This is a genomic window from Paenibacillus sp. L3-i20 (assembly GCF_022180385.2).
Taxonomy (GTDB): domain Bacteria; phylum Bacillota; class Bacilli; order Paenibacillales; family Paenibacillaceae; genus Pristimantibacillus.
Map to the genome: position 1 here is coordinate 381,502 of NZ_BQME02000002.1, position 24,668 is coordinate 406,169.

Here is a 24,668-nt window from a genome sequence, read left to right on the forward strand (position 1 = left end):
ATGTACGAGCATAAGCCATACGGCTCATATTGTAATAGTGAAGATTCTACCGAAGATAATGGTTCAGAGAGCGAGAAGCCCGATCTTAGTAAGTATCTTCCTGATTGGATGCGGCTAGGTACAAATGTCCGTAAGCTGCACGATTTGATGGGAGAGCAACTAGGCAGCATTGGATCGTATATTGTCGAAACTCGAAAGCAAAGATCAATTGATATTGCTACATGGGGACTCCTTGACTGGGAGAAGGATTTTGGTTTAGCAGCAGAGATCACTCTTTCGCCAGCTCGCCGAAGAGAGATCATTAAGGCTAAGTTGTTAGGTGCGGGCACAACAACTAAAGAAATGATTGTACTTACAGCAGCAGCGTTTAGTGGTGGCGAGGTTAATGTTGTGGAGTATCCAGCAGAAAGTAGATTTGAGGTCGTATTTATTGGGGTAAAGGGTATACCGCCTAATATGGGTGCTTTTATCCAAATGCTTGATGATATAAAACCTGCTCATTTAGCATGTAGTTTTCGCTATACTTATACCGTTTGGGATGACGTAATCTCTTTAAAATGGGGCGAAGCAAAGACGAAAACGTGGGGCGAATTACGAGTTTACGAGGAGTGATACGATGTTAACTACTAGCAATTTAGGATTGAAAAAACCAGAATATTCAGATGTTACTGATATCAAAGATTTAAATGATAACTCGGATATTATTGATACAGCTGTCGGTGGAAAGGTGGACAAAGTAGCAGGGAAGCAATTGTCCACGGAAGATTATTCAACTGCGGAAAAAACGAAGCTTGCAGGCGTTGCTACAGGAGCGAATAACTATGTGCATCCAGTTAATCACTCGCCTACCATCATTACGCAAGATGTCAATAACCGCTTCGTGACAGATGCGGAGAAAGCTGTTTGGAATGCTAAGTATACCAAGGCTGAAGTAAATGGAATGATTGATCCTATTAATCAGAAGTTAGACCAAGATGTTAGAACAACTGCTAAACCAACATTTTCAATGGTTATATCTCCTGAAATACAAAATGGTAATAAATTTAGTAAATCTCTTGGAAATATTTCTACTTTAGCGAACACTCCTAATCAAAAATTTGATATTAATTTCTCTGCACCTTTTAGAGGCTATTTTGATGTTAGTGTAACTGGTACGTGGGTGGGTCAAGATAATTCAGGATTAGTTCGTAAAAGATTTGCAATTTTTACGAATGAAGGATTTGTTCATTCACAAGAAACAAGATACGAAGAAGAAATAGGAAATATAGGGAAATTTGTATCTATTTCTGATATTGTTTGGGATACAACAAAAAATAAATTTCAAATCAAAATAGCATATCAATATAATAGTGCTTATACTGAAGCGCTTACTGTTCATGTGGAAGGTTTATCTGCTGATCCAGCTTCTATATCAGGTGTAATGAATAATATGGTTTTATCTGGTATTTACACTACAGATACTGCTATACTCCCAAGAGCAAAAGTAGGTTTTACAGGAGATGTATCTATAGGTGGACAAGCAAATTTTCTAGTACCTACAGGCAAAGCTCCATTTACAGTAAATAGTAGTACGGTAGTCACTGGTATGAATGTAGAAATGTTAAACGGCTTACGTAGTAGTGATTTCTATAAATTTGGAACTCTTGGTCAGATTACAAATGCTGACACTATTACAACTAACGGAATTCATAGAGTTACTGACACATTTACAGGTAGTCCATTCACAGGACAAAATGGTTCTAATCAAGGGTATCTCGAACACATGAACTGGGGAGATAATTCAGTCTATTGTTTACAAAGGCACACACCAATAAATTCAAACATTGCAACAAGGTATAGAAATAAAGTCAATGGCACATGGCAACCATGGAAAACAATATGGGATTCAGGGAATGATGGTGCAGGTAGCGGATTAGATGCGGATACAATACGTAGCTATCAAACGTCAATTGCTCCCGAAGGAAATACAGTGGTTGTTCGTAATTCGGGAAACTGGATTGAAACAGATGGCGTAGACTTTTTCGGAACTGGACAATTTATGAATTTACATGGGAATACCACAAAAATTCCTGATCTTAATGCGGATATGGTAGATAATTTACATGCTACTGACCTTATGCAAGTCGGTATTGCACCATCTGATATTAATAATGCTATAGTGTCTGGAACATATAGATTATTAGGAGAAGCATCACATACAAATGCACCGCCACATAACACCTATGGTAATTTACTTGTTTTGAGAACTCTTGATACAATCACTCAAGTGTCTTTTCCTTATGATAATGGAAATATCATGTATCGTTACGGTGCACCGCCTCAAGCTGGTGGTGGTGGAACTTGGAGTCCTTGGTTAAAAATATGGAACGAAGGAAATGATGGTGTCGGTAGCAAATTAGATGCTGATATGTTACATGGAAGATTGGGTAGCGATTACGAGATAAAAAATAGTGGAGTAGTTCGGGATTTCAATACTCTTCTCACTCATGGCAAATATAATTTCGCTAATGATGCCATAAATGGCCCATTCAATGGGTTTGGGGTCGTTGATGTTTTTGTCAGTGATGGTGGAACCCACAATAATTCATCAAATTGGATTTGGCAAACAATATATGAGACAAGTTCAAGCACTATGTATTTAAGAAACAAAACAAATTCGTCTGCATGGACACCATGGGCTGAGTTTGCAACATATGCTGCAACTGGGTTTTTACCGAATTTGAAAACTGGGGATAAGACCAATTTAGTTGCAGCTATAAATGAGGTTTTTACATCTGCCAGTAACGGTAAATCGGCTATTGCCAATGCCATTACTGGCATGAATCAAGCAGCAGGTGGGGCAGAAACATTTGCACAACTAGCTACAAAGATTTCAAATATCTCCAAAGATGCAACAGCCACTGCCGCTAATTTACTATCGGGTACTTCTGCGTATATTGGGGGAGTAAAAACGAATGGCACTATGGCAAATATGACAAGTACTACAACTCGTGCAAACTGGAATAATGCTGAGGGTGATACTTTAGTTCATGCAGTTATGCCAGCCAATGGATATTATAAAGCAGGAGACTGGGCATTAGAATTATCAGAACCATCTTTACTAGCTAAAAATATCAGAGAAGGAACTAAAATTTTTAATGTGATGGGAACCTTGCGGGAAGGTAAAGGGCTATTCGTAACAGATATGTCTAACCCTGAAAGTGTCAGTATACCAAATGGGGGGAGCACAACAGTTGCGTCTAAAGTTATTACTGGTCTAAGCTTTACCCCGAAATTTGTTGTCGTACAAGGCGGGGCTTACTGGGCAGGCTTTCACAGGTATTTTGTTGTGTGTAGTGCTGGTGCCAACCCTGGGTATATGACGGGGCATACAAACATATCAGTCTATGGATCAATAGATTTTTCAGTTCGTGTGTCATTATCTAGTGTTTCTAGTAGTAGTTGCACGGTTTCGGTTTTGGCTAACCACGATTCCAACAACCCAAGCTCGATGAGTAACGGATCTTACCAAATATTGCTTGTCGGAGATTAATAGTAGTCAAACTTTATTTTGGAGGCATAAAATATCAATTTTATTACCCTTTTCTATCAAAAACTCAACTATAGATGATTACCATTCAAATTAACTACACATTGTATTCAAATCAAGAGAGTATTCTGTTCATGGATGCTCTCTTTCTTATTAATAAAAAAAGATTAAGGGTGCGTGACACAATTTGGAACACTTCACATTTAAATTTCTAGCGAATAGAGATTGGACGCTGCTTTATACAACATCAGGGATTTTTGGATCATTAATATCTTATATGTATGGTGGGTGGACTGGAGTATTAGAACTACTAATAATTGTTTTTGGAATCGATTATGTCTCAGGGATCGCTGCTAGCATTAAAGAAGGTAGAGGATTGAGAAGTACAGTTGGATTTTTTGGTTTATGTAAAAAAGGCATGATGTTATTAATGGTATTTTTAGGACACAAGCTCGACGTAGCTTTAGGTACAAGCATTGTAATGAATGGAGTTATCTACTTTTGGCTTGCTAATGAAGTGGTATCCATCCTAGAAAATTATACTCGTTGTGGACTTAAAACCCCTACTGTGTTTAAGGACATTTTAACTATTCTTCAGGAGAAAAATAGAGAGAAAACGGCGATAAAGCCTGATACTCTACCAACTAAAACTGAACAAAAATAAAAGTAGATCAATTTATATAAGCCCTGCTTGAGCATTTGAAGATCTTCCTAGTAAAAGCGCTCTTATAGTCGTTTTTAATAAGACATAATCATGGGGAATATATGCTTCGTGACACTCTAGTAGGTGGCTATTTTCAAGTGCATTTTTAACAATACGCTTAACAATTTGGGAAGGAGATATCACTTAAATGATAGATCAATATAAGCAGTTTCACATTCCTAAATCTACTCCTTATAATCGTCGTCCTGCCATCACTATGTCTCCTACTACAATGACTATTCATAACACAGGAAATCCAATTAGTACAGCACAGAACGAGCGCAATTGGCTTGCAAATCCATCTAATAAACGCCAAGCATCCTATCATATCGTCATTGATGAGCATGGAGCGCTTGAGTGTTTACCGCTTAATGAGGTAGCTTGGCATGCGGGTGATGGCAACGGCCCTGGGAATCGAGCATCTATCGGAATTGAGATTTGCGAAAGTGGCAACTACGCCAAAACGCTCGAGCGAGCTGTCGAACTAGTAGCGAATTTGCTAAAAGAGCGAGGTTGGGGTGTAGAAAAACTTCGCCGACATTACGATTGGTCGGGCAAAAACTGCCCACGCCTCATGAACATGGATGGTAAGTGGGGAGGGTGGTTGGAATTTAAAGCGAGTGTTGCTGCTAGGTTGCTACCTGTTGTCGATCCTGTAAGTGATCAGGTGAATATCATTGTGAACGGAAAGATATTGGAGCATAAGGGAACCTTGAAAAAGGGGGTAACATCAGTATCAGTTCGTGCTGTAGCAGAAGCTTTTGGTGCCCAAGTAACGTGGAACGGAAAGACTCGGGCTGTGACAATTAAAAGAGCTACAAACTGATCAGACAATGGCAACATCTCCCTTTGCATAGGTATGAAGGGAGAATATTGTCCTATGCGCTAAATGAGAGGTTTTTCTTTTTTAAGAGTCTCTGGTTAGTTATTTAAATTTTGCTCTTAAGGAGTCAAAGGAAGCTTTCATATCTTCCGCTTCGTTATCACTTACGAAAGCGAACGTAACCTTTTGATCTATAAGCAGAACGATAATTTCCCTGCCGTCCTCTGCCTTAATAAGCGTCAGGTTACCGTCAGTTCCGTCCTCGGCTTTATGCTTCACAGTATCTAAGACACTCGGATTTTTGTAATGCTGATCTTCAGGTGCAATAGAAGCGGCACCTAATTGAAAAAGCATTGCGACGTCAGGGTGTATACTCTCCTCTACATACTTTCTCTTAGCTTCCTCATCATTGCCATTCAAATAGATAGTAACGTAATTAAGCGCCATCTTTTCTCCAGCGGTCATTTTTCCACCACCAGCAGAATTATTGCTACATCCAACTAAGATAGAGAGAAATAGTAGGGTTGTAGTAAAAAATAGTAATTTTTTCATAGTTCAATTGTCCCCCTTTATTTTCCTATTAGTCTACTATAAGATTTCATTTCTGCAAGTTTTTTATTGAACAATGAAATACATCTAATCCTATGTGAATGAATATTGTTCACGCCAACGGAGAGGATGTCTTCGATATAGAGACTGATTTGTGTTTCGATGAATCTCTCTTTAAGTGCTGCTTTTTCTTTATTCTTAAATACAATGTATGGTACGATAAACAGAATTGTAAGCGAGAGGGGTAGTTGCAGTGAGAGTCATTGCGGGCGTGGCTAGAGGGCGCGCGCTTAAAGCCGTGCCGGGAACGAATACAAGACCGACGACGGATAAAGTGAAAGAAGCCATATTTAGCATGATCGGTCCTTATTTCGACGGAGGAACGGCACTGGATTTGTTTGCGGGTACAGGTGGCCTTGGTATTGAGGCTTGGAGTAGAGGCGCGGACAAAATTATTTTGGTCGATAAAGAGAAGATTAGTATTGATATTATTCGTTTAAATGTTAAGACAGCTGGTGCGGACAGCGCCGCAGAAATTTATCGCAACGATGCGGAACGTGCGCTTAAAGCATTGGCCAAACGTGATTTGAAGTTTACGCTTGTATTTTTAGATCCGCCGTATCGAATGACTGAAATGGACAAGCTAATGGTCGAGCTTACGGAGAAGGACATGTTAGCACCTGATGCACTCATAGTTGTCGAGCATGATGCTTCATTTAAATATCCAGAAGAGATGACAAATTTTGAGCAAATCAAATATGCCAAATACGGCGATATTGCCGTCACTATATATCAATACGAAAATGAAAAAGACAGTGAAGGCATGGAACATAACACGGATGGGAGCAAAGTTGATGACAACATCTAATAATGAACTTAACAAGGAAACTAGTCCATTCGTGAAAAAAGAAAGAATTGCTGTGTACCCTGGGAGCTTTGATCCGGTAACTTTTGGTCATTTGGATATTATTCGCAGATCAGCGAAGCAATTTGATCGCTTAATTGTTGCTGTGTTGAATAACTCGAGCAAAAATCCATTGTTTTCAGTTGAGGAGCGCAAAGAGCTGCTTATTGAGGTAACGAAGGATATTCCTAATGTAGAAGTAGATAGTTTTCGGGATTTGCTCGTCCGATTCATGAAGACAAAACAAGCTGATGTCATCATTCGTGGCATACGCTCCGTTACTGACTTTGAATATGAACTTACGCTTGCATCGACGAATCATCTTCTTGATGAAGAAATTGACACAATGTTTATGATGACGAACCCTAAATATTCTTATTTAAGCTCCAGCATCGTTAAAGAAATTGCAAAATTTCAGGGCGAAGTGCGTGAGCTTGTACCGCCAGAAGTTGAAGTGAGATTAATCGCTAAATATCAAGCCGAGAACGAATAAATCTCAGTGATGTACGCTGGGACGATTTCGACCTGTGATCAAATATAGGATTATTAGTGCGATGAGCAAGACGCCGAATATAGCTATTGAATAAGGCCAAAGGACGGGTAATCCATCCATTTTAATTGCAGAAAGTGGCATGCTGACGTCGATTGATGTGGCATTGTATTGACCGAAGGTGATCACTGGAAAGCCTCCATTGGGAGTAAGTTTATGGTAGAGCCAGCTGATTGGATGCCAAAGAAGTAATGTTAATAGAAACGCATGCAGGGCGTGACTTAAACGATGTAGAACAAACGGCATAAGCTTAAGGTCAGTTCCAGAAACGGAGTAGCCGGTTTGCAAAATGCCGCTAAGACCGCTCCAAGCAAGAATCGCAGCGATGACGGCGCAGCCAAAGGCAGCATCTATGTTATCTGAGTTCCAAATGGCTGCTGCATAAGCTCCCAGATGGCTCTCAAATAAGGCTGGCCCGACAAAAGATAAGCCGAGCTTTAGAAAAGGCGCAAGGAGCGGTTCAGTCAACTTGGCTATTACGGCTGCAAAGATCATAAAGCCGCCAATCATCATAAGCTTCTGTACACTATTTGAAACGGCATCCCCAAGCACTTTTCCGAAGCTTCGTCCGTCTTGTTCCCTACCTTTTTGCAGGGCGAGCGTAGCTGAACGAACGGGATTCAGTCGCCGTTTATTTGTATTGACTGGAGTGACATTAGGTGTGGTTTCTGATCTCTTGTGGAAGAGAGAAGTAAGTAGTATTAACCATACGGCAGAAGCCCAGACAGCAGCGGCTATCATAATGCCGGCAAACGGTTTGTGCAGGAAGCCTGCACCGATGACAACAAGCATAAATAATGGATTTGGCATATGTGCAAAAGCCAACAAGCGCTGCCCCTGTGCTCGATTGACGAGTTCTCTCTTCCGCAACGATGCAACAGCATCGGAGCCAGCAGGGTAACCGCCCATCCAACCGAATACGATGGCAAGAGCAGCCTCACCAGGCATTTTGAACAATCGCTCAGTGGTTGGCTCAAGCAATGCACCTAATGCGTGAGCTAGTCCAAAGGCGAGCATAATTTCATATAGTACAAGAAAGGGAAGCAATCCCGGGAAGACGATATTCCACCAAACGGTCAGCCCTTGCAGCGATGCACGAAACGATTCGTCGGGCTGCAATATGATTGTGCTTACTAGTAGAATAGAGATAATGGCGAGAAGGATAGTTTTGTACAATTCCTTTCAACTCCTCAGCTTTCTTGGACAAACCTTTTCGTATATTAGTACGCAACTAATGAAGGAGATAGACCATAGTCGAATAGTGCAAGTATAGAATGGGGGAACAGTCTATGCGAAGAGGGCTACCCATATTACGGAGAGTTGTGTTGTCGGCAACCGTTACTGCGATTGCGATGTGGGTATTGTTATATGCACCTACCCCATACCTCGTGTATGAACCTGGCATTGCTGTTCCAGTTGAGCCTATGATCACCGTACAAGGCGATGGAGATAGTGGCGGCGACAAGGGGCAATTTATGCTAACAGCAGTTAAATTGACTGCTCCTAACATGTGGAGAGTTGTACGAGCAGGCTTTGATTCTGATCGGGATGTATTTCTGAAGAGGGATGTGTTCAGAGGGGAGTCCCAGAAGCAGTATGCAGAACGACTTACAGTCATTATGGAAGGCTCGCAAAATGATGCAGTTGAAGCAGCTTACCGATATTTACAAATTCCATATAAAGTTGAGACGGATGCTATCTTAATCTCCGATGTTAATAAAATTGATGGTCAACGAGTCAGTCCTTTTCATAGTGGAGATCGTTTGCTCGGTCTTAGTGGAGGTGAACGATTCCATAGTGTAGATGATGCTATTGTGAAGTTAAAATCGGCTTGGGACGGCAAAGATGGGAGCAGTCTTTCATTTGATGTTGAGCGGCAAGATAAGAAGTTGTCGTTAAAAATTTTGATGACAGATGCTGCTCAAGGGGAATGGACAACAAAGTATTTTGCTCAGTTGCTCGGAGTAACAGGATTCACCGAACTTCGTGCGATTAAGTCGAACGACAAGAATCAACAATTAACGATTGCTGCTGGGGAGATTGGCGGTCCTTCCGCAGGCCTAGTATTTACTCTGCAAGCAATAGATCTATTGTCGGAGGGTGATTTGACTGGCGGAGCACAGATCGCAGCAACTGGAACGATTGATGTAGAAGGTAAAATCGGTGCGATTGGTGGAATTAAGCAAAAGGTCGTCATTACTAGCCAGCAAGGCGCGGAGCTTTTCCTAGTACCGAAGCAAAATGAAAAAGCGGCCCGCGCCAAGGCAAAGGCGATGGGAACTAAAATGGATATTGTGGCTGTAGAGACACTCCAAGATGCGATTAATGCAATCTCTGCGCACCATTCGAATGGCTAGCCGAAGATAGGCTTGTCACGGTAATCCCGATACATGGAAGTTGAGAGGTCTGAACCTGGAACGCCGAGCATATAGGCGTTGCTTGCTTGTATGTCCATTTCCAAGTAGCGATATCGTTCCGGTGGTCTAGCAGCACTCATTAGAATGGGAAGCGTTGCAGTCGTACGCATTCGTTTAAGAAGTTGCCTTCCCTTTTCAGAGAAGCCTAGTACACGAATATATTGTACGCCACTCGCAAGCTTGTCCGGGGAGAAATCTGATTTCCTATGTTCTAAAAAGATGGACAGCAATGACCGTTGCAGCTTAGTTCTTGTGTAACGTTTCGTTTTTAATAACGCAATTAATTGCTCAAAGTCGGCAGATGTAAGATTTGGCATGCTGTTCACAATTCGATACTCAAGTCCTTCAGATAGCTCATGAAGCTCCGCAAGTTGCGCTGGAGATTTTGTTAGTATAGCGTGTATAAGAGGACGTATGTAATTGTCCCAGCTTATAGGTGGTAAGCCGTCATTCCAACTTTGCTCAGCAATACTAAAGATAGTTGACGGTATGTAGCTGCGAATTTTCTCGATGGACTGACTATCGATCAACAGCTTTCTTAATGCGGTCGCACTTGCGATTTCTCTATCAGTAATTGTATTTTGGTTGTATTGTGATCCTTCTCTTGCAATGGTAAATGGCTCCATTTTACCTTTAATTCGATTTAGCGCTAGCAAATAGTGCAGAGCTAGTGTATGATTGGGCATTGCGAATGGAAACTTTGCAAACTCATTATATCCTTGTTCTCCCAAATATGCGGTTACAGAGGCGCTAAATGCGCTAGGGTAACTAGTACCCGTTGCGAGCTGCTCTTTTAATAATGTCTTGAATGCGGGTGGTTCATCAGCCATTAACTTCGCAGCCATTTGTAAGGGGGCCAGCTGACCGCTTTCTGTTCCGAAGCAGAAAGCGTCTACGATGCCCGTTGCTTCGAGCAATGAAACGGAGCCATATGCGAACCATTCGGCAGCTTGGGTTGCATAAGCGACAGGAAGCTCAATTACGAGGTCGCAGCCGCCTGCAAGCGCCATGCGTGTTCGTGTCCATTTGTCCCACATAGCAGGTTCGCCTCGTTGGAGAAAATGACCGCTCATGACAGCGACGACGGCGTTTGAGCCCGTTAATTTACGTGATTGCTGCAAATGATAATGATGTCCATTATGAAATGGATTGTATTCTACTATGACTCCAACGGCGCGCATGAAGCTTCAACCTCTCTTGTAATTACTAGTGGTTTCACTATAGCATAGAGAGGGCAGTCAATCACGATATTATAGGTGGATTGCGAATTGGCAACGCGAAATTGTTGACAAAAGGGTAGAAAAATAGCTATAATAATCTTTGTTTGTTTGGGGTGATACTATGCAGTTTCGTATGCAAGAGATGATGGCCAAAGGCCTGAAGTCAACTATTCAAGAAGACCTGGATGTTAGCGGCCTCTTCAAGGGGCGGATTGACGTCATTCGTACAAGTCCGCTGCATGTATCGCTTGAGGTTGTCGGCCATGATGGATTCATTACGGCTGACGGCGAATTATCTGCTGATCTGGAGCTGGCGTGCTCGCGTTGTTTGGAGCCGACCAAGGGACATAATACGGTTATCCCATTCTTTGAGCAGTTTAAACCTGCTTCCAAAGGCGATGCCGAGGACGGCACAGGTGAAGACGAAGATAGTGATTTTGTTGAAATTGAAGGGGACAAACTGGACTTGAAGCCTTTTGTGGAAGAAGCACTTCAATTGTTCATGCCCTTTGCCCCGCTTTGTGATGACAAATGTAAGGGACTCTGTCAGACTTGTGGACAGAACTTAAATGAGCGTACATGCGGATGCAATAACGAGCGGATTGACCCTCGATTTGATTCGCTGAAGGATCTATTTAAGGATTAAGTGTTAGTGAATTTTGTGAAGGAGGTGGGAAATATGGCAGTACCTCAACGTAGAACATCCAAAACTCGCCGCGACAAACGTCGCACGCATTTCAAGCTTGCAATACCGGGTATGGTGAAGTGCGAACAATGCGGAGAGCTTAAGTTGGCTCACCACGTATGTAAAGTTTGTGGATATTACAAAACAAAAGAGATCATTTCCCAATAATTAATGATTTCAATGATAGCACTTCATCTTGCGGTGAAGTGCTATTTTTTTGGTTTCATTGCAAAGAATGAAATTTTCCACATAAGAATTTATTAGTTTCCGAGTTTAATCGGAAAACAAATTCTTATTGGCGATAAAACTTACCTCTAGACGCGGTTGCTCATCCTGAGTTGACCTCGATAGAGGTTTTCTCATATACTTAATTAGTACCAGGTGATAAAACTAGACACTTTACATATATCTAATAAGGAATAAGCGATTCCGCTGTTATCGATAACATGTGAGTGCACTCAATTATTCCAGTGATCAAAGTAGACTAAGATTAAAGGTGGTGCTGAGCATGGAACGAATGCCCAAACGGCAGCGGCATCAGCAGCTTGCCCAGCATATAGAAGAAAATCCTTTTATAACGGATCGTGAGCTAACGCGCCTGCTGAAGGTAAGCATCCAGACCATTCGGCTTGATCGGATGGAGCTTGGTATCCCTGAGCTTAGGGAGCGCATGAAGCTAATGGCTGAACGCTCTTATGATTCAGTGCGCTCATTGCCGCTTCATGAGGTGATCGGGGAGATTGTCGATCTGGAGCTCGACAAAAGCGGCATATCGATCTTCGAAATTCGAGAAGAACATGTTTTTTCTCGGACAGGTATTGCAAGAGGACATCATGTGTTCGCACAAGCGAACTCGCTTGCTGTAGCAGTAATTAACGATGCGATTGCACTTACGGTTACAGCAGATATTCGCTTCATACGTCCCGTTAAGCTTGGGGAGAAGTGTATAGCTAAAGCATACGTAAGGTCTATCTCGGGAGAACGAGGCAAATCTAAGGTCGAGCTATTCACATATGTGGGTGACGAAATGGTGTTTCAGGGCAATTTCGTTATCTATAGATCTGAAGGTGAAGCTGACGGAGGGGGAGATGAAAGTGCGGATCGCCATTGATGCAATGGGTGGGGATCATGCCCCAGGGTTAATTGTTCAAGGAGCACTAGAAGCTGCTGCTGAATGGCCCGATACAGAACTTTTGCTAGTAGGAGACAAAGTAGCGATTGAACCGCTGCTGAAGGGTAGCCTTCCAACGAATGTTAAGATCATTCATGCGGAAGAGGTTATCGGTCCCGACGATGAGCCAGTTAGAGCTGTAAGAAGGAAAAAAGGCGCATCAATGGTTGTAGCAGGACAGTTGGTCAAGGACAAGCAAGCAGATGCTATGTTATCAGCAGGCAATACGGGTGCTCTTATGGCTACTGGCTTACTTATCGTTGGACGAATGGATGGAATAGAACGTCCAGCGCTTGCTCCAATGATGCCTACAATGGATGATATTGGTGTGCTTGCGCTTGATCTGGGCGCGAATATGGATGCTAAGCCTGAACATTTGCTTCAGTATGCAATAATGGGCAGCATTTATCGATCCAAGGTTCACGGCATTAAAGAACCGCGAGTTGGTTTGCTTAATGTCGGCACTGAGGCTAAAAAGGGCACCGAAACTGCTAAAGCTGCATTCGATCTTCTAGAACAAGCACCGATTAACTTCATCGGAAATGTGGAAGCAAGAGATGTATTGAATCGGAATTGTGATGTGCTCATCTGTGATGGATTTGCAGGGAATATCATGCTTAAGGCAATGGAAGGAACAGCAGGTACGATTTTCTCCATGTTGAAGGAAGCTTTCGGTAGTTCTGTACTTACCAAAATAGCTGCAGCAATTATGCTTCCTAAGCTTAAGCAATTGAAGAAAAAGATGGATTATAAGGAGCATGGCGGTGCACCACTCCTTGGATTGAATGGTCTTGTGGTGAAATGCCACGGATCTTCAGATGTTATAGCGGTAAAAAATGCAGTTCGTCAAGCGCGAATCGCACTACAGGGGAATTTGATCGACTCGATCTCCGCAGAAATTAACGGGAAGTGAGTGTGTGACATGAGTTTGCATCCTGTCGGCATTATTGGAACAGGCAAATATGTGCCTGAGCGTATTATAACGAATCAAGAGCTGGAACAGATGGTAGAAACAAATGATGAATGGATCGTAACGCGTACTGGAATAAAGGAGCGTAGAATGGCGGCGGCTACGGAGGCCACTTCGGATCTGGCGCTGGAAGCATCCAAACGAGCATTGGAAGCATCGGGTTTGACTGCTGAGGACATCGATTTAATCATAGTTGCGACTATTACACCGGATATGTTTTTTCCTTCAACGGCCTGTCTGCTGCAAAGTAAGTTAGGTGCAACCAAAGCAGCAGCATTTGACTTATCAGCTGCCTGCTCAGGTTTCATTTACGGTTTAGCAACAGCGTCAAGCATGATTTCATCTGGCATGTACAATCATATACTCGTTGTAGGAGCAGAAACGCTATCCCGCATTACGGACTATACAGATCGCAACACATGCATCCTGTTCGGAGATGGTGCAGGGGCTGTTGTTCTTGGGAAGGTTGCAGAAGGTCGCGGTTTCCAATCCTTTGAGCTTGGAGCTGATGGCAGCGGCGGTGAACTTCTGAAAGTAAGCGGTGGCGGCTCACGCATGCCTGCCTCAGAGGAAAGCATCTCGTCCAAGCAACATTATATTCATATGGCCGGCAATGACGTTTTCAAATTTGCTGTACGTATTATGGGGAGCGCTGCGGAAGATGCACTTGCAAAAGCGGGCATGACTAAAGAGGATATTGATCTTCTTATTCCACACCAAGCAAATATCCGTATTATTCAATCAGCAATGAATCGTCTAAACCTCCCTGAGGAGAAGGCAATGATTAATTTGGACAAGTACGGCAATATGTCAGCGGCTTCGATCCCTGTGGCGCTTGCAGAGGCTGTTGAGCAAAACCGAATTAAGGAAGGCGATCGCTTAGTATTCGTTGGTTTTGGTGGCGGGTTAACGTGGGGCGCATCTGTACTAATTTGGTAATTTTGTATAACGGATAATGAAGTTGTCTATGGTGTAGGAGGAGAAATCGTTGACAAAAACAGCATTTGTTTTTCCAGGGCAAGGTGCTCAAGTTGTCGGAATGGGGAAGGACGCTTACGATACATTCGAGGGCGCTCGTTCTATTTTCGATAAAGCAAACGAAGCATTAGGTTTCGATTTGAAAACATTAATTTTCGATGGACCAGATGAGCAGTTGAAGCAAACTGCTAACACTCAACCGGCGCTGCTTACGGTTAGTGTCGCATTTCTAAAGCTGCTTGAAGGCAGTGGATTAAGAGCAGATTATGTAGCAGGCCATAGCTTGGGTGAGTATAGCGCACTCGTTGCTGCTAATGTGCTGTCATTCGAGGATGCGGTTCGTACGGTCCGTGCACGTGGTTTGTACATGGAGCAGGCAGTGCCGAGCGGACAAGGTGCAATGGCAGCTGTGCTTGGGGCAGAACGAGAAGCATTGGCTAGTCTTTGCGAAGCCATTTCGGCAGAAGGCTCAGCAGTTGAGCTGGCCAATGTGAATTGCCCGGGTCAGATCGTTGTGTCCGGAACGGCAGCTGGGGTTCAAGCAGTAGTTGAAAGAGGCAAGGATGAAGCAGGAGCAAAGCGGGTTATTCCGTTAGAAGTTAGCGGACCGTTCCATTCTTCCTTAATGAAGCCTGCTGCTGAACAACTAGCCAGCATACTTGCTGAAGTCGAAATGAAAAATGCATCTATCCCTGTTGTTGCCAATGTAACAGCTCGGGAAGAAGTAGCGGGAAGTGAGCTTCGCAAGCTGCTTGTTGAGCAGGTTTATTCTCCAGTGTTATGGGAGGATACCATCTGTTATTTGATCGAACAAGGAGTAGATACGTTCGTTGAAATTGGTTCCGGCACAGTACTTGCTGGTCTTATCAAAAAAATGGATAAAAGTGTTCGCATTATTTCGATTAATAACATTTCGGCGCTGGAAGCGTTGCAGGTTAATTAACGATATCGGGGGTAAAATGCTATGTTTGCTAGCTTAGAAGGTAAGAAAGCACTCGTAACGGGTGCATCGAGAGGCATCGGAAGAGCGATTGCTATCGCTCTTGCAGAAGCTGGCGCAGATGTTGCTATTAATTATTCAGGTAGCGAAGCTGCGGCAGTTGAAACGGCTGCAGCAGTTGAAGCGCTTGGGCGTCGTGCATTTGTCGTAAAAGCGAATGTTGGCAAGGTCGATGAGTTTGATGCTATGGTGAAAAGCGTGCTTGAGCAATTCGGGGCGCTCGATATCCTAGTGAATAACGCTGGCATTACAAGAGATAATTTAATTATGCGAATGAAGGAAGAGGAGTTCGATCAAGTAATCGAAACGAATCTTAAAGGTGTCTTTAACGGCATTAAAGCAGTATCTCGTTCGATGATGAAGCAACGTTACGGCCGTATCATTAATATCTCCTCTGTCGTTGGTGTTATGGGTAATCCCGGTCAAGCCAACTATGTGGCTGCCAAAGCTGGTGTAATCGGCTTGACTAAGGCAAGTGCTCGTGAGTTGTCTTCACGTGGCATTACAGTAAACTGCGTTGCTCCAGGATTTATTCAGACAGATATGACAGACAAATTGTCCGAAGAGATGAAGCAAACGTTGTCTACACAAATACCGCTGGCTCGTCTTGGCGAAGCTGCTGACATTGCGAATGCTGTCCGCTTCCTAGCTTCAGATGCTGCTGCGTATATGACTGGTCAAACGGTACACGTGGATGGCGGCATGCATATGTAGAAAGCCACTAAGTGTTATGGCTGCCGCACATAAAAGGTAAAGATGGCATTTTATCAGTAATTCTCGTATAATACGGTGGAGGAGGTGAACCGGATGTCCGAAGTAGTAGATCGCGTAAAACGTATTGTCATCGACCGACTAGGTGTAGATGAAGCAGAAGTAACACTAGAAGCTTCTTTCAAAGATGACCTCGGAGCTGACTCTCTTGACGTAGTAGAATTGGTCATGGAGCTAGAAGACGAGTTTGATATGGAAATCTCTGATGAAGATGCAGAGAAAATCACTACGGTGGGAGAAGTTGTGACTTACATACAATCTCATACCTAAGATGGACAAGTCCCGTTGTAAAAGACGGGACTTCTCTCCATGTTAAACGTTTTATTTTCACATTTTAATTAAATAATTGAGCTTTTAAGCTATTTATATAAATGAAGATTACACTAGCGGTTCTTATACGCTATCTGCAGAGGTGAATGCTATGAAACAAAGAGTTGTCGTTACAGGCATGGGGGTTATGACCTCACTCGGTTCTGATTTGGAGCAATTTTGGAATAACTTGCTTGAAGGAAAATCTGGCGTGTCCGTCGTTGAGGCATTTGATTTTTCTGGATACCCAACACGCATTGCTGCTGAAATTAAAAACTTTAATCCCGAAGATTACGGTTTGGATAGAAAAGAAGCTCGTAGAATGGATCGTTTTGTACAATTCGCTGCTGTTGCGAGTAAACTTGCTGTTCAGGACTCTGGGCTGCAAATCGGCGAAAATGCTGATCCAGAACGTGTAGGCGTTATGGTCGGCTCCGGCATTGGTGGACTTGGAACTTGGGAGGACCAGCACAATCTTCTTCTTGAGAAAGGTCCAAAGCGGGTTAGTCCATTTTTTATTCCAATGATGATTGCCAATATGGCTTCCGGCCAAGTGTCTATGCTAACTGGCGCAAAAGGACCTAACAGTACAGCGGTTACCGCATGTGCGACAGGAACTCATTCCATCGGGGATTCTTTCAAAATGATTCAACGCGGCGACGCTGATGTTATGATCGCTGGCGGTGCAGAAGCGACGATCCGTCCAACGGGTATGGCTGGATTCTGCTCCATGAGAGCAATGTCTGTTCGCAATGATGAGCCTCATAAGGCGAGCCGTCCTTTTGACGCTGACCGTGACGGCTTCGTTATGGGAGAGGGAGCAGGGATAATGATTCTTGAATCACTGGAACATGCTCAGGCGCGCGGTGCTAAAATTTATGCGGAAGTAGTTGGCTATGGAATGAGCGGAGACGCTTATCATATGACAGAGCCAGATCCTGATGGAGCAGCACGCTGTATGACAAAGGCGATTAAGGATGCTGGGCTAGAGCCATCGGACATCGATTACATTAATGCTCATGGTACTTCGACACCAGTTGGAGATCGTTCTGAGACAATTGCTATTAAAAAGACATTCGGAGAGCACGCTTATAAAGTAGCTATCAGCTCGACGAAATCGATGACTGGTCATTTGCTTGGAGCTGCGGGCGGTGTAGAAGCAGTTATTCTTGGACTCACGTTGAAAAACGGCATTATCGCTCCAACGATAAATCTGGACAATCAGGATCCTGAGTTTGACTTGGATTATGTACCTAACAAACCACGCGAAGCGAATGTACAGGTTGCCCTTTCCAACTCATTTGGATTCGGGGGACATAACGCGACGATCGTGATGAAAGCATATGAAGAATGACAATTTTGATGAGCTGCAGCAGACGCTGCAGCTCACTTTCAAGCGAACGAAGTTATTAAGACAAGCGTTTACGCATACATCCTATGTGAATGAGCATAAACGGGGCTTCGTACAAGATAATGAACGCCTTGAATTTCTTGGAGATGCAGTATTGCAGTTGCTCGTTTCGGAATATTTGTTCGCTACGTATCCGAAACGTCCTGAAGGCGAACTTACAAGAATGCGGGCTTCAGTCGTGTGTGAGCCGTCACTCGCCTACTTCGCAGAAAGACTTGATCTCGGCAAACATGTTTTGCTTGGTCGTGGCGAAGAGCAGTTAGGCGGAAGACATAGGCAGGCGCTGCTTGCTGATTTATTTGAATCCTTTATTGGAGCAATCTTCTTGGATGCTGGTATAGAACGGACGCGAACCTTTTTGGAAGCGCATATGTTCCCTTATATTGAGTCTAACGATTTTGGATTGTTGATGAAGGATGCAAAGTCGAAACTTCAAGAGCGTTCACAGCATTATGGTCTAGGCCCTGTAGAATACCGTATTTTGGAAGAAAGAGGACCGGCTCACGATAGAGAATTCGTTGTTGAGGTTAACCTTGGCGAAGAACGTTATGGTGTAGGTGCTGGACGTACGAAGAAGGAAGCTGAACAACGTGCTGCTGCGGAAGCTTGGAACAAGCTGGCTCAGGAGCCGTAAACGTTCCTTCTGGAGTAGGCAAAGGAGTAGCTAAGTGAAGCAACTCTTTTGAAGGCGCCGTCACATAAGTAGAGTAATCTACCTGTGTGACGGCGCTTTTTTATTTAGAGAGTAACTTGAGGAAACCGGGTTTTAGCTTGTAATCTACTTATGTCGATCATTTCGAGTTATAATGAAGCTGTGTTCAATAAGAGTATTTCATACATTCATACATTTCTTTTACTAACTTTAGTAGGGTGGATACAGACATGGACAAACCATTGCGTTTTAGAGATGATGGCAGCTTCACTATTGTACAGTTTACAGATTTGCATTGGCAAAATGGAGATGAACTTGATATTCGTACACATGATCTCATGGAACGAGTTGTGCGAGAAGAAGCTCCGGATCTCATTGTATTTACAGGCGATATCATATACAGCACAAAATGTGATGATCCCATCCGATCGTTGAAGGATGCTGTAGCAGTCGCTGAGAGGAGCAGAATTCCTTGGGCAGCAGTACTTGGCAACCATGATGCTGAAGTCCAAATAACTCGTGAAGAAATGTTAACGGTTCTGCAATCATTCGAGTCTAGTGAAACGGGTCATACACCGGGATTACATGGCTGGGGCAATTACACTATTGAAGTGCATGGGCACAAAGGATTGGCAGCTGCACTGTACTTTTTGGACAGCGGATGTTATTCCAAACATACGCATATTAAAGGATATGATTGGATTTCGAGAGATCAAATTGACTGGTATTCGCAAAAGTCAAAGGCGTTTCAAGATCGAAATGGCGGAACTCCGCTACCATCACTCGCTTTTTTCCATATTCCACTACCAGAATACGTTGACGCTTGGGAACAAGGCGATGTGATGGGCAATAAGCATGAAAGGGTATGCTGCAGCGAAATCAATTCAGGTTTTTTTGCTGCAATGGCAGAGCGTCGTGATGTATTGGGCACCTTTGTAGGTCATGACCATATTAATGATTATTGTGGTGTGCTGCACGATATAAAGCTCTGTTATGGAAGAGCAACAGGATACAATACATATGGAAAAGAAGGTTTTCCACACGGTGCCAGAGTAATACGGCTGAAAGAAGGGGAGCGTACCTTTGAATCGTGGCTAAGACTAGAAGATGGAAGTGTCGATTTTCAACAAAAGCTAAAAAATGAATCTTCTATATAACTAAAGTCGAACTAATTGCAAATGAGGATGTCGCTGCAGCATATTACGATATGGCGACACCTCTTTTTTTAATGCAAATATTATAGGAGATAGATTGACGATGAAGGCTTAAGAATGTGATACTGGCGGTAATTGGAGGCTGAAATGATTAACGCAAATAACGATTATGTGTTACAATGGTGGGTGAGGTGAAAGCCAAACCATGTTTTTGAAACGGATTGAATTAGCAGGTTTTAAATCCTTCGCCGATAAGACGGAACTGGAATTTGTAACCGGAATAACGGCGGTGGTTGGGCCGAATGGATCAGGAAAAAGTAACATATCCGACGGTATCCGCTGGGTTCTAGGGGAGCAAAGTGCCAAGAGTCTTCGTGGTGGCAAGATGGAGGATATTATATTTGCCGGAAGTGACGCACGTAAAGCAGTCAACTATGGCGAAGTGTCATTGACCCTCGACAATTCGGACGGGGCACTGCCATTAGAGTATAACGAAGTAACGGTAACAAGAAGGGTTCACCGCAGCGGTGATAGTGAATATTTGATCAATAAACAACCGTGCCGTCTCAAGGACATTACGGAATTGTTTATGGACACTGGTATCGGCAAGGAAGCTTACTCCATTATTGGACAAGGTCGAATAGAGGAAATATTGAGTACTCGTTCAGAAGACCGAAGAGGCATTTTTGAGGAAGCTGCTGGTATTGTCAAATATAAGTCGCGCAAACGTGAAGCAAACAAAAAGCTGGATGAAACTGAGCAAAATTTGCTGAGGATTCATGACCTTGTAACAGAGCTTGAAGATCAGGTCGAGCCTCTGCGGAAGCAATCGGAGAAGGCGATACACTTCAAAGCATTGAAGGAGCAGCTCAAATCAAAAGAAATTTCCATGTACGTACATAATATAGAGACGGTACATCAAGCATGGTCTGAGGCGACTGACAAGCTCGGAAAGTTACAGGAGGAGCAGCTTCAGCTTTCGACTGTTGTCAGCAAACATGATGCGCATTTGGAACAGGATCGGCAACAACTTCGGGGACTTGAGATTGAACTGGACAGTTTGCATGAATCAATGCTTCAAATTAGTGAAGACGCTGAGAAGTGTGAAGGTTACGGCGAAGTTCTAAAAGAGCGTAAGCGCAATTTGGAGCAAAATAAACGTCAGCTTGAAGAGTCGATAGCGGTACAAGATGCACGGATTGCGGCACTTACAAAAAATGAAGCGGAGTTTAGAAGTCGCGCAGCTTTGTTAGAGCTAGAACTTGCCGATTTACGCACTAAACTTGCTTATGAGGAAGCTAATCTGATAGGCGTTGCAGGTGGAGCAGTTGTAGACGCTGAGGAAAAGCTGAAGGGCGAGCTTCTTGATGTTCTTAGTGGAATGGCTCAAGCTCGTAATGAGATTCGTTATGCCACTCAGCAACAAGAAACATTGCAGCGTCGTATGGAGAGAATTAGTGAAGATGAATCTAAATGGGCAGAACAGCAAGCTAAACTGTCAGAACGTCGGACTGCGCTTGAACAAACTCTACTTCAGACGCTCGAAAGAATTGAGCAGACGAGAAACCGGATGTTTGAGGAGTCAGGACAAATAAAGACGCTTACGGGGCATTTGGACGAAATTATGTCAGCTATCCGCAAGTGGGAACAAAAGCTCGATAGTCATATTTCTAGACGAGATACGATGAAAGAGATGCAAGACGCACTTGACGGATTTATGCAAGGTGTTAAGGAAGTGCTTAAGTCAGCACGTAAAGGTGTTGGAGGCATCGAGGGCGTTCATGGTGCAGTGGCCGAGCTTATGCGAGTACCGCAACGCATTGAGGTAGCAGTAGAAACTGCACTTGGCGGAGCGCTTCAGCACATCGTAATGGAAGATGAACGAACAGCTCGTGCTGCTATTGCTTTTCTGAAGCAAAGACAACTAGGGAGAGCAACATTCTTGCCGCTTGATGTCATTCGCGGACGGATGGTTCCTGATAGTGACAAGCGGATGGCGGCAGCAGTTGAGGGCTTTATCGGTGTCGCAGCTGATCTTGTGCAATGTGACGAACGTTATCAAGCTATTATTAACAGCTTGCTAGGGAATGTAATGTTAGCAGAGACACTGGAACAAGCAAACCGGATTGCGTCCAAGTGCCAATACCGATACAGAATCGTAACGCTTGAAGGCGATGTAGTAAATGCGGGCGGTTCGATGACAGGTGGTAGTCTCCAGAAAAAAGGCGCAAGCTTGCTTGGCAGAGGACGTCAAATCGAAGCACTCGATCAAGAAATAAGTGATGCGAAGAAAACAGTAGAAGAGCTTAGGAAAAAGCTTAGTGATTTGCGCAAAGAAAGTTCTATCCGAACACAAAATGTGGAGGATCTCAGGACGCAATCGGAACAAAGTCGTTTTGAAGAGCAGGGAATTCGAGCAGAGCTGCAACAACTTAAATCAGAAGAAAAGCTTCTGACGGAGCAAAGTCAGCTCTCATTTTCAGATAAAAGCACACATATCGAAGAGGACCAGAAGATACAAGAAACAACGGCTGCAGCTGAAATTAAACTGCAGCAACTAACGTCAGATGAAGCAAGATTGCAAGAAGCGATTCGGATGGCAGAAGAGCGGCGCAAAGAAAGTGAATCGGCTAAAGAAGAGCTGCAGGGTCAACTAACAGACATTAAAATTGCAGTAGCTAAGACGGATCAAGAGAAGCTTAGCTTCCAAGATCAAGCTGACCGCGTGAGAGCAGATATTCAAAGTGCGAAGCAAGACTTGGCGAATTTACGATCATTGTCTGCTCAACAGGAAATAGAGCTTGGCAGGCATAGCGAAGAAAGTATTACCCAGATTACGCAGCTCAACGACCTGCGAATCAAAAAAGCGAACTGCGCAGAGCAAACCGATTTGAAAAGATCCGCGAGAGCGAAACGCATCGCTGAGCTTGAACAAGGCGAAAGTGAAACAAAGGATCAACGGATTAGGCTCCGTTCGGTCGAGGAGCAAATGCGGAGCACGGAAATCGCCGTTAACCGCCAAGATGTAGAGCTGGACAATTTACTTCGCAAGTTAAGTGAAGAATATGAATTGAGCTATGAGCTTGCTAAGGAACAATACCCTCTTCCTGAAGATATTTTAGGTACTGGGAATGAGGTGCGTGAATTAAAACGTCAAATCAGTGCATTAGGCGATGTTAATTTAGGTGCGATTGATGAATACGAACGTGTGAAGGAAAGATATCAATTCCTGTTTGATCAGAAAAATGACCTCGTCGAAGCGAAAACAGCGCTTTATCAAGTTATTAAAGAAATGGACGACGAGATGTCGAAACGATTCCGAACTACTTTTGAAGCGATTAGAAGCCATTTTGTCGTCGTATTCAGTAAGTTGTTCGGCGGCGGTCGTGCTGATCTCATATTAGTTGAGCCAGACCGTGTACTTGATACCGGTATCGATATCGTCGCACAGCCTCCTGGTAAGAAACTGCAAAATTTGCAGTTGCTTTCTGGAGGAGAAAGAGCGCTCACCGCAATTGCATTGCTTTTCGCCATTTTACAAGTAAAGCCTGTTCCTTTCTGTGTTCTTGATGAGGTTGAAGCTGCACTTGATGAAGCGAACGTTTCTCGCTTTGCTCAATATTTACGCGAGTTTTCGGAGCTTACTCAGTTTATTGTTGTAACTCATCGTAAAGGCACGATGGAAGAAGCAGATGTACTCTACGGTGTTACAATGGAGGAAGGCGGCGTATCGAAGCTCGTTTCGGTTCGCTTGGAGGAAGAAGATTCTGTATCGGCATAACAACTTAATAGCATGACAATCGCGATAGAGCGCGTCAAGCAAGGATGGAGGAACGGCTAGTATGAGTTTTTTTAAAAAGCTGAAAGAAAGCATCGCATCCAAAACGGAGGCAGTCACAAACGTATTTAAGGAAGGTCTTGCGAAAACTCGCACTGCCTTCGTTGAGAAAGTTGAGGAGCTCATTACTCGCCGCAAAAAAATCGACGAAGAGTTTTACGAGGAACTTGAAGAAATTTTGATCGGTGCCGACGTAGGTGTCAATACTGTTATGACACTTATCGATGAGCTTCGTGTAGAAGTGAAAAAGCGCAAAATAGAAGATGCTGCTGAGCTGCAACCTGTATTGTCAGAGAAGTTGATTGGTTTGCTTAAAGGTGATGATCGCTCAGAACTTCGTATGGCACCAAACGGGCAAATTACTGTTATTTTGTTCGTGGGCGTTAACGGCGTCGGCAAAACAACAACGATTGGCAAGCTTGCGCATAAATTCAAAAATGAAGGCAAAAAAGTATTGATGGCAGCAGGTGATACGTTCCGCGCAGGTGCAATCGAGCAGTTGGAAGTATGGGGAGAGCGTGTTGGTGTTGATGTTATTAAACAATCATCAGGCTCCGATCCAGCAGCTGTAATGTTCGACGCTGTACAAGCTGCAAAGCAGCGTGGTGTTGATGTTCTTCTTTGCGACACGGCAGGACGTCTTCAGAATAAGTCGAATTTGATGGAGGAGCTTAACAAAATATTCCGCGTTATTCAGCGGGAACTTCCGGAAGCTCCACATGAAGTACTGCTAGTTCTTGATGCGACTACAGGTCAAAATGCACTAAGCCAAGCCAAGTTATTCGGAGAAAAGAGTGGCGTGACGGGTCTCGTCCTTACTAAGCTAGATGGAACGGCTAAAGGCGGAATCGTAATTGCTATTCGCAATGAGTTGAATCTACCCGTTAAGTTGGTCGGTTTAGGTGAGAAAATGGGTGATTTGCAACAATTTGATTCTGAGCAATTTGTACATGCTTTGTTTGCTGGACTTATTAAACAAGAGGATGAGCAATCCGAGTCTTAAAATCATTTTTATCTGACAAGGTAATTTACTT

General features: G+C 43.5%; 23 protein-coding genes. 20 read left to right on the plus strand and 3 right to left on the minus strand.

Features of this window, described 5'->3' with window-relative positions; genetic code table 11:
- The 4 genes from MFF31_RS15045 (at nucleotide 1) to MFF31_RS15060 (ending at nucleotide 5,058) form a co-directional block, all read left to right on the plus strand.
- The gene (locus MFF31_RS15045) at nucleotides 1-612 is read left to right on the plus strand and encodes a putative phage tail protein (RefSeq protein WP_238188930.1); all 612 of its coding nucleotides are present in this window, start codon (nucleotides 1-3) and stop codon (nucleotides 610-612) included.
- A 4-nt stretch (nucleotides 613-616) separates the two neighbouring features.
- Nucleotides 617-3,532, plus strand: a complete 2,916-nt coding sequence (locus MFF31_RS15050) for a pyocin knob domain-containing protein (protein WP_238188931.1) — start codon at nucleotides 617-619, stop codon at nucleotides 3,530-3,532.
- A gap of 184 nt (nucleotides 3,533-3,716) precedes the next feature.
- Complete coding sequence (locus MFF31_RS15055; RefSeq protein ID WP_238188932.1) at nucleotides 3,717-4,193, plus strand: phage holin family protein; 477 nt, start codon at nucleotides 3,717-3,719, stop codon at nucleotides 4,191-4,193.
- A 187-nt stretch (nucleotides 4,194-4,380) separates the two neighbouring features.
- Nucleotides 4,381-5,058, plus strand: coding sequence for an N-acetylmuramoyl-L-alanine amidase (locus MFF31_RS15060; RefSeq protein ID WP_238188933.1), 678 nt, complete (start codon nucleotides 4,381-4,383; stop codon nucleotides 5,056-5,058).
- A gap of 99 nt (nucleotides 5,059-5,157) precedes the next feature.
- Here the strand turns inward: MFF31_RS15060 and MFF31_RS15065 are convergent, their stop codons facing one another.
- Nucleotides 5,158-5,607, minus strand: coding sequence for a hypothetical protein (locus MFF31_RS15065; protein WP_238188934.1), 450 nt, complete (start codon nucleotides 5,605-5,607; stop codon nucleotides 5,158-5,160).
- A 250-nt stretch (nucleotides 5,608-5,857) separates the two neighbouring features.
- Between MFF31_RS15065 and rsmD the strand changes: the two genes are divergently transcribed.
- Nucleotides 5,858-6,472, plus strand: coding sequence for a 16S rRNA (guanine(966)-N(2))-methyltransferase RsmD (gene rsmD / locus MFF31_RS15070; protein ID WP_238188935.1), 615 nt, complete (start codon nucleotides 5,858-5,860; stop codon nucleotides 6,470-6,472).
- Nucleotides 6,459-7,001, plus strand: coding sequence for a pantetheine-phosphate adenylyltransferase (gene coaD, locus MFF31_RS15075; protein ID WP_238188936.1), 543 nt, complete (start codon nucleotides 6,459-6,461; stop codon nucleotides 6,999-7,001). Before rsmD ends, coaD begins: the two co-directional genes overlap by 14 nt.
- 3 nt (nucleotides 7,002-7,004) lie before the next feature.
- Here the strand turns inward: coaD and MFF31_RS15080 are convergent, their stop codons facing one another.
- Nucleotides 7,005-8,234, minus strand: a complete 1,230-nt coding sequence (locus MFF31_RS15080) for a nucleoside recognition protein (RefSeq protein ID WP_238188937.1) — start codon at nucleotides 8,232-8,234, stop codon at nucleotides 7,005-7,007.
- Between the two features lie 113 nt (nucleotides 8,235-8,347).
- On the opposite strand from MFF31_RS15080, the gene MFF31_RS15085 reads away from it, so the two are divergent.
- Nucleotides 8,348-9,415 carry a S16 family serine protease gene (locus MFF31_RS15085; RefSeq protein WP_238188938.1) on the plus strand — a complete coding sequence of 356 codons (1,068 nt, stop codon included), beginning with the start codon at nucleotides 8,348-8,350 and terminating at the stop codon, nucleotides 9,413-9,415.
- Here MFF31_RS15085 and MFF31_RS15090 read toward each other — a convergent pair.
- The gene (locus MFF31_RS15090) at nucleotides 9,412-10,656 is read right to left on the minus strand and encodes a nucleotidyltransferase (protein ID WP_238188939.1); all 1,245 of its coding nucleotides are present in this window, start codon (nucleotides 10,654-10,656) and stop codon (nucleotides 9,412-9,414) included. The two genes, MFF31_RS15085 and MFF31_RS15090, sit on opposite strands and share 4 nt — an antisense overlap.
- Nucleotides 10,657-10,816: 160 nt before the next feature.
- On the opposite strand from MFF31_RS15090, the gene MFF31_RS15095 reads away from it, so the two are divergent.
- The 13 genes from MFF31_RS15095 to ftsY all read left to right on the plus strand — a co-directional run bounded on the left by MFF31_RS15095 (nucleotide 10,817) and on the right by ftsY (nucleotide 24,637).
- Entirely contained in the window at nucleotides 10,817-11,341 is a 525-nt protein-coding gene (locus MFF31_RS15095; protein WP_238188940.1) for a YceD family protein, read from the plus strand.
- Between the two features lie 33 nt (nucleotides 11,342-11,374).
- Nucleotides 11,375-11,548: a 50S ribosomal protein L32 gene (gene rpmF / locus MFF31_RS15100; RefSeq protein WP_116043433.1), complete on the plus strand. Its 174-nt coding sequence runs from the start codon at nucleotides 11,375-11,377 to the stop codon at nucleotides 11,546-11,548.
- A 349-nt stretch (nucleotides 11,549-11,897) separates the two neighbouring features.
- Nucleotides 11,898-12,491 carry a transcription factor FapR gene (fapR, locus tag MFF31_RS15105; protein ID WP_238192047.1) on the plus strand — a complete coding sequence of 198 codons (594 nt, stop codon included), beginning with the start codon at nucleotides 11,898-11,900 and terminating at the stop codon, nucleotides 12,489-12,491.
- Nucleotides 12,475-13,464 carry a phosphate acyltransferase PlsX gene (gene plsX, locus MFF31_RS15110; protein ID WP_238192049.1) on the plus strand — a complete coding sequence of 330 codons (990 nt, stop codon included), beginning with the start codon at nucleotides 12,475-12,477 and terminating at the stop codon, nucleotides 13,462-13,464. The genes fapR and plsX overlap by 17 nt, the downstream gene beginning before the upstream one ends.
- A 9-nt stretch (nucleotides 13,465-13,473) precedes the next feature.
- Nucleotides 13,474-14,460 (plus strand): beta-ketoacyl-ACP synthase III, encoded by a 987-nt coding sequence (locus MFF31_RS15115; protein ID WP_238188941.1) that lies wholly within the window; start codon nucleotides 13,474-13,476, stop codon nucleotides 14,458-14,460.
- Nucleotides 14,461-14,509: 49 nt separating this feature from the next.
- Entirely contained in the window at nucleotides 14,510-15,442 is a 933-nt protein-coding gene (fabD, locus tag MFF31_RS15120; RefSeq protein WP_238188942.1) for an ACP S-malonyltransferase, read from the plus strand.
- A 21-nt stretch (nucleotides 15,443-15,463) separates the two neighbouring features.
- Nucleotides 15,464-16,213 carry a 3-oxoacyl-[acyl-carrier-protein] reductase gene (gene fabG, locus MFF31_RS15125; protein WP_238188943.1) on the plus strand — a complete coding sequence of 250 codons (750 nt, stop codon included), beginning with the start codon at nucleotides 15,464-15,466 and terminating at the stop codon, nucleotides 16,211-16,213.
- A 93-nt stretch (nucleotides 16,214-16,306) separates the two neighbouring features.
- Nucleotides 16,307-16,540 carry an acyl carrier protein gene (gene acpP, locus MFF31_RS15130; protein WP_087572610.1) on the plus strand — a complete coding sequence of 78 codons (234 nt, stop codon included), beginning with the start codon at nucleotides 16,307-16,309 and terminating at the stop codon, nucleotides 16,538-16,540.
- A gap of 151 nt (nucleotides 16,541-16,691) precedes the next feature.
- Nucleotides 16,692-17,933, plus strand: coding sequence for a beta-ketoacyl-ACP synthase II (fabF, locus tag MFF31_RS15135; protein WP_238188944.1), 1,242 nt, complete (start codon nucleotides 16,692-16,694; stop codon nucleotides 17,931-17,933).
- A complete protein-coding gene (gene rnc, locus MFF31_RS15140) occupies nucleotides 17,923-18,624 on the plus strand; it encodes a ribonuclease III (RefSeq protein ID WP_238188945.1) in 702 nt (233 codons plus the stop codon). The genes fabF and rnc overlap by 11 nt, the downstream gene beginning before the upstream one ends.
- Nucleotides 18,625-18,872: 248 nt before the next feature.
- Nucleotides 18,873-19,799 carry a metallophosphoesterase family protein gene (locus MFF31_RS15145; protein WP_238188946.1) on the plus strand — a complete coding sequence of 309 codons (927 nt, stop codon included), beginning with the start codon at nucleotides 18,873-18,875 and terminating at the stop codon, nucleotides 19,797-19,799.
- Nucleotides 19,800-20,001: 202 nt separating this feature from the next.
- Nucleotides 20,002-23,577, plus strand: coding sequence for a chromosome segregation protein SMC (gene smc, locus MFF31_RS15150; RefSeq protein ID WP_238188947.1), 3,576 nt, complete (start codon nucleotides 20,002-20,004; stop codon nucleotides 23,575-23,577).
- 61 nt (nucleotides 23,578-23,638) lie between these two features.
- Complete coding sequence (gene ftsY, locus MFF31_RS15155) at nucleotides 23,639-24,637, plus strand: signal recognition particle-docking protein FtsY (protein ID WP_238188948.1); 999 nt, start codon at nucleotides 23,639-23,641, stop codon at nucleotides 24,635-24,637.
- The last annotated feature ends 31 nt before the right edge of the window (nucleotides 24,638-24,668 follow it).

Excerpts from the sequence above, each read along its gene's own strand:
- MFF31_RS15090 (WP_238188939.1), bottom strand. The coding sequence starts at position 10,656 with ATGCGCGCCGTTGGAGTCATAGTAGAATACAATCCATTTCATAATGGA.
- fapR (WP_238192047.1), top strand. The coding sequence starts at position 11,898 with ATGCCCAAACGGCAGCGGCATCAGCAGCTTGCCCAGCATATAGAAGAA.
- MFF31_RS15115 (WP_238188941.1), top strand. The coding sequence starts at position 13,474 with ATGAGTTTGCATCCTGTCGGCATTATTGGAACAGGCAAATATGTGCCT.
- MFF31_RS15145 (WP_238188946.1), top strand. The coding sequence starts at position 18,873 with ATGGACAAACCATTGCGTTTTAGAGATGATGGCAGCTTCACTATTGTA.
- MFF31_RS15050 (WP_238188931.1), top strand. The coding sequence starts at position 617 with ATGTTAACTACTAGCAATTTAGGATTGAAAAAACCAGAATATTCAGAT.
- smc (WP_238188947.1), top strand. The coding sequence starts at position 20,002 with ATGTTTTTGAAACGGATTGAATTAGCAGGTTTTAAATCCTTCGCCGAT.
- fabG (WP_238188943.1), top strand. The coding sequence starts at position 15,464 with ATGTTTGCTAGCTTAGAAGGTAAGAAAGCACTCGTAACGGGTGCATCG.
- ftsY (WP_238188948.1), top strand. The coding sequence starts at position 23,639 with ATGAGTTTTTTTAAAAAGCTGAAAGAAAGCATCGCATCCAAAACGGAG.
- fabF (WP_238188944.1), top strand. The coding sequence starts at position 16,692 with ATGAAACAAAGAGTTGTCGTTACAGGCATGGGGGTTATGACCTCACTC.
- coaD (WP_238188936.1), top strand. The coding sequence starts at position 6,459 with ATGACAACATCTAATAATGAACTTAACAAGGAAACTAGTCCATTCGTG.
- rnc (WP_238188945.1), top strand. The coding sequence starts at position 17,923 with ATGAAGAATGACAATTTTGATGAGCTGCAGCAGACGCTGCAGCTCACT.
- MFF31_RS15065 (WP_238188934.1), bottom strand. The coding sequence starts at position 5,607 with ATGAAAAAATTACTATTTTTTACTACAACCCTACTATTTCTCTCTATC.
- MFF31_RS15060 (WP_238188933.1), top strand. The coding sequence starts at position 4,381 with ATGATAGATCAATATAAGCAGTTTCACATTCCTAAATCTACTCCTTAT.
- MFF31_RS15085 (WP_238188938.1), top strand. The coding sequence starts at position 8,348 with ATGCGAAGAGGGCTACCCATATTACGGAGAGTTGTGTTGTCGGCAACC.
- rpmF (WP_116043433.1), top strand. The coding sequence starts at position 11,375 with ATGGCAGTACCTCAACGTAGAACATCCAAAACTCGCCGCGACAAACGT.
- acpP (WP_087572610.1), top strand. The coding sequence starts at position 16,307 with ATGTCCGAAGTAGTAGATCGCGTAAAACGTATTGTCATCGACCGACTA.
- MFF31_RS15045 (WP_238188930.1), top strand. The coding sequence starts at position 1 with ATGTACGAGCATAAGCCATACGGCTCATATTGTAATAGTGAAGATTCT.
- MFF31_RS15095 (WP_238188940.1), top strand. The coding sequence starts at position 10,817 with ATGCAGTTTCGTATGCAAGAGATGATGGCCAAAGGCCTGAAGTCAACT.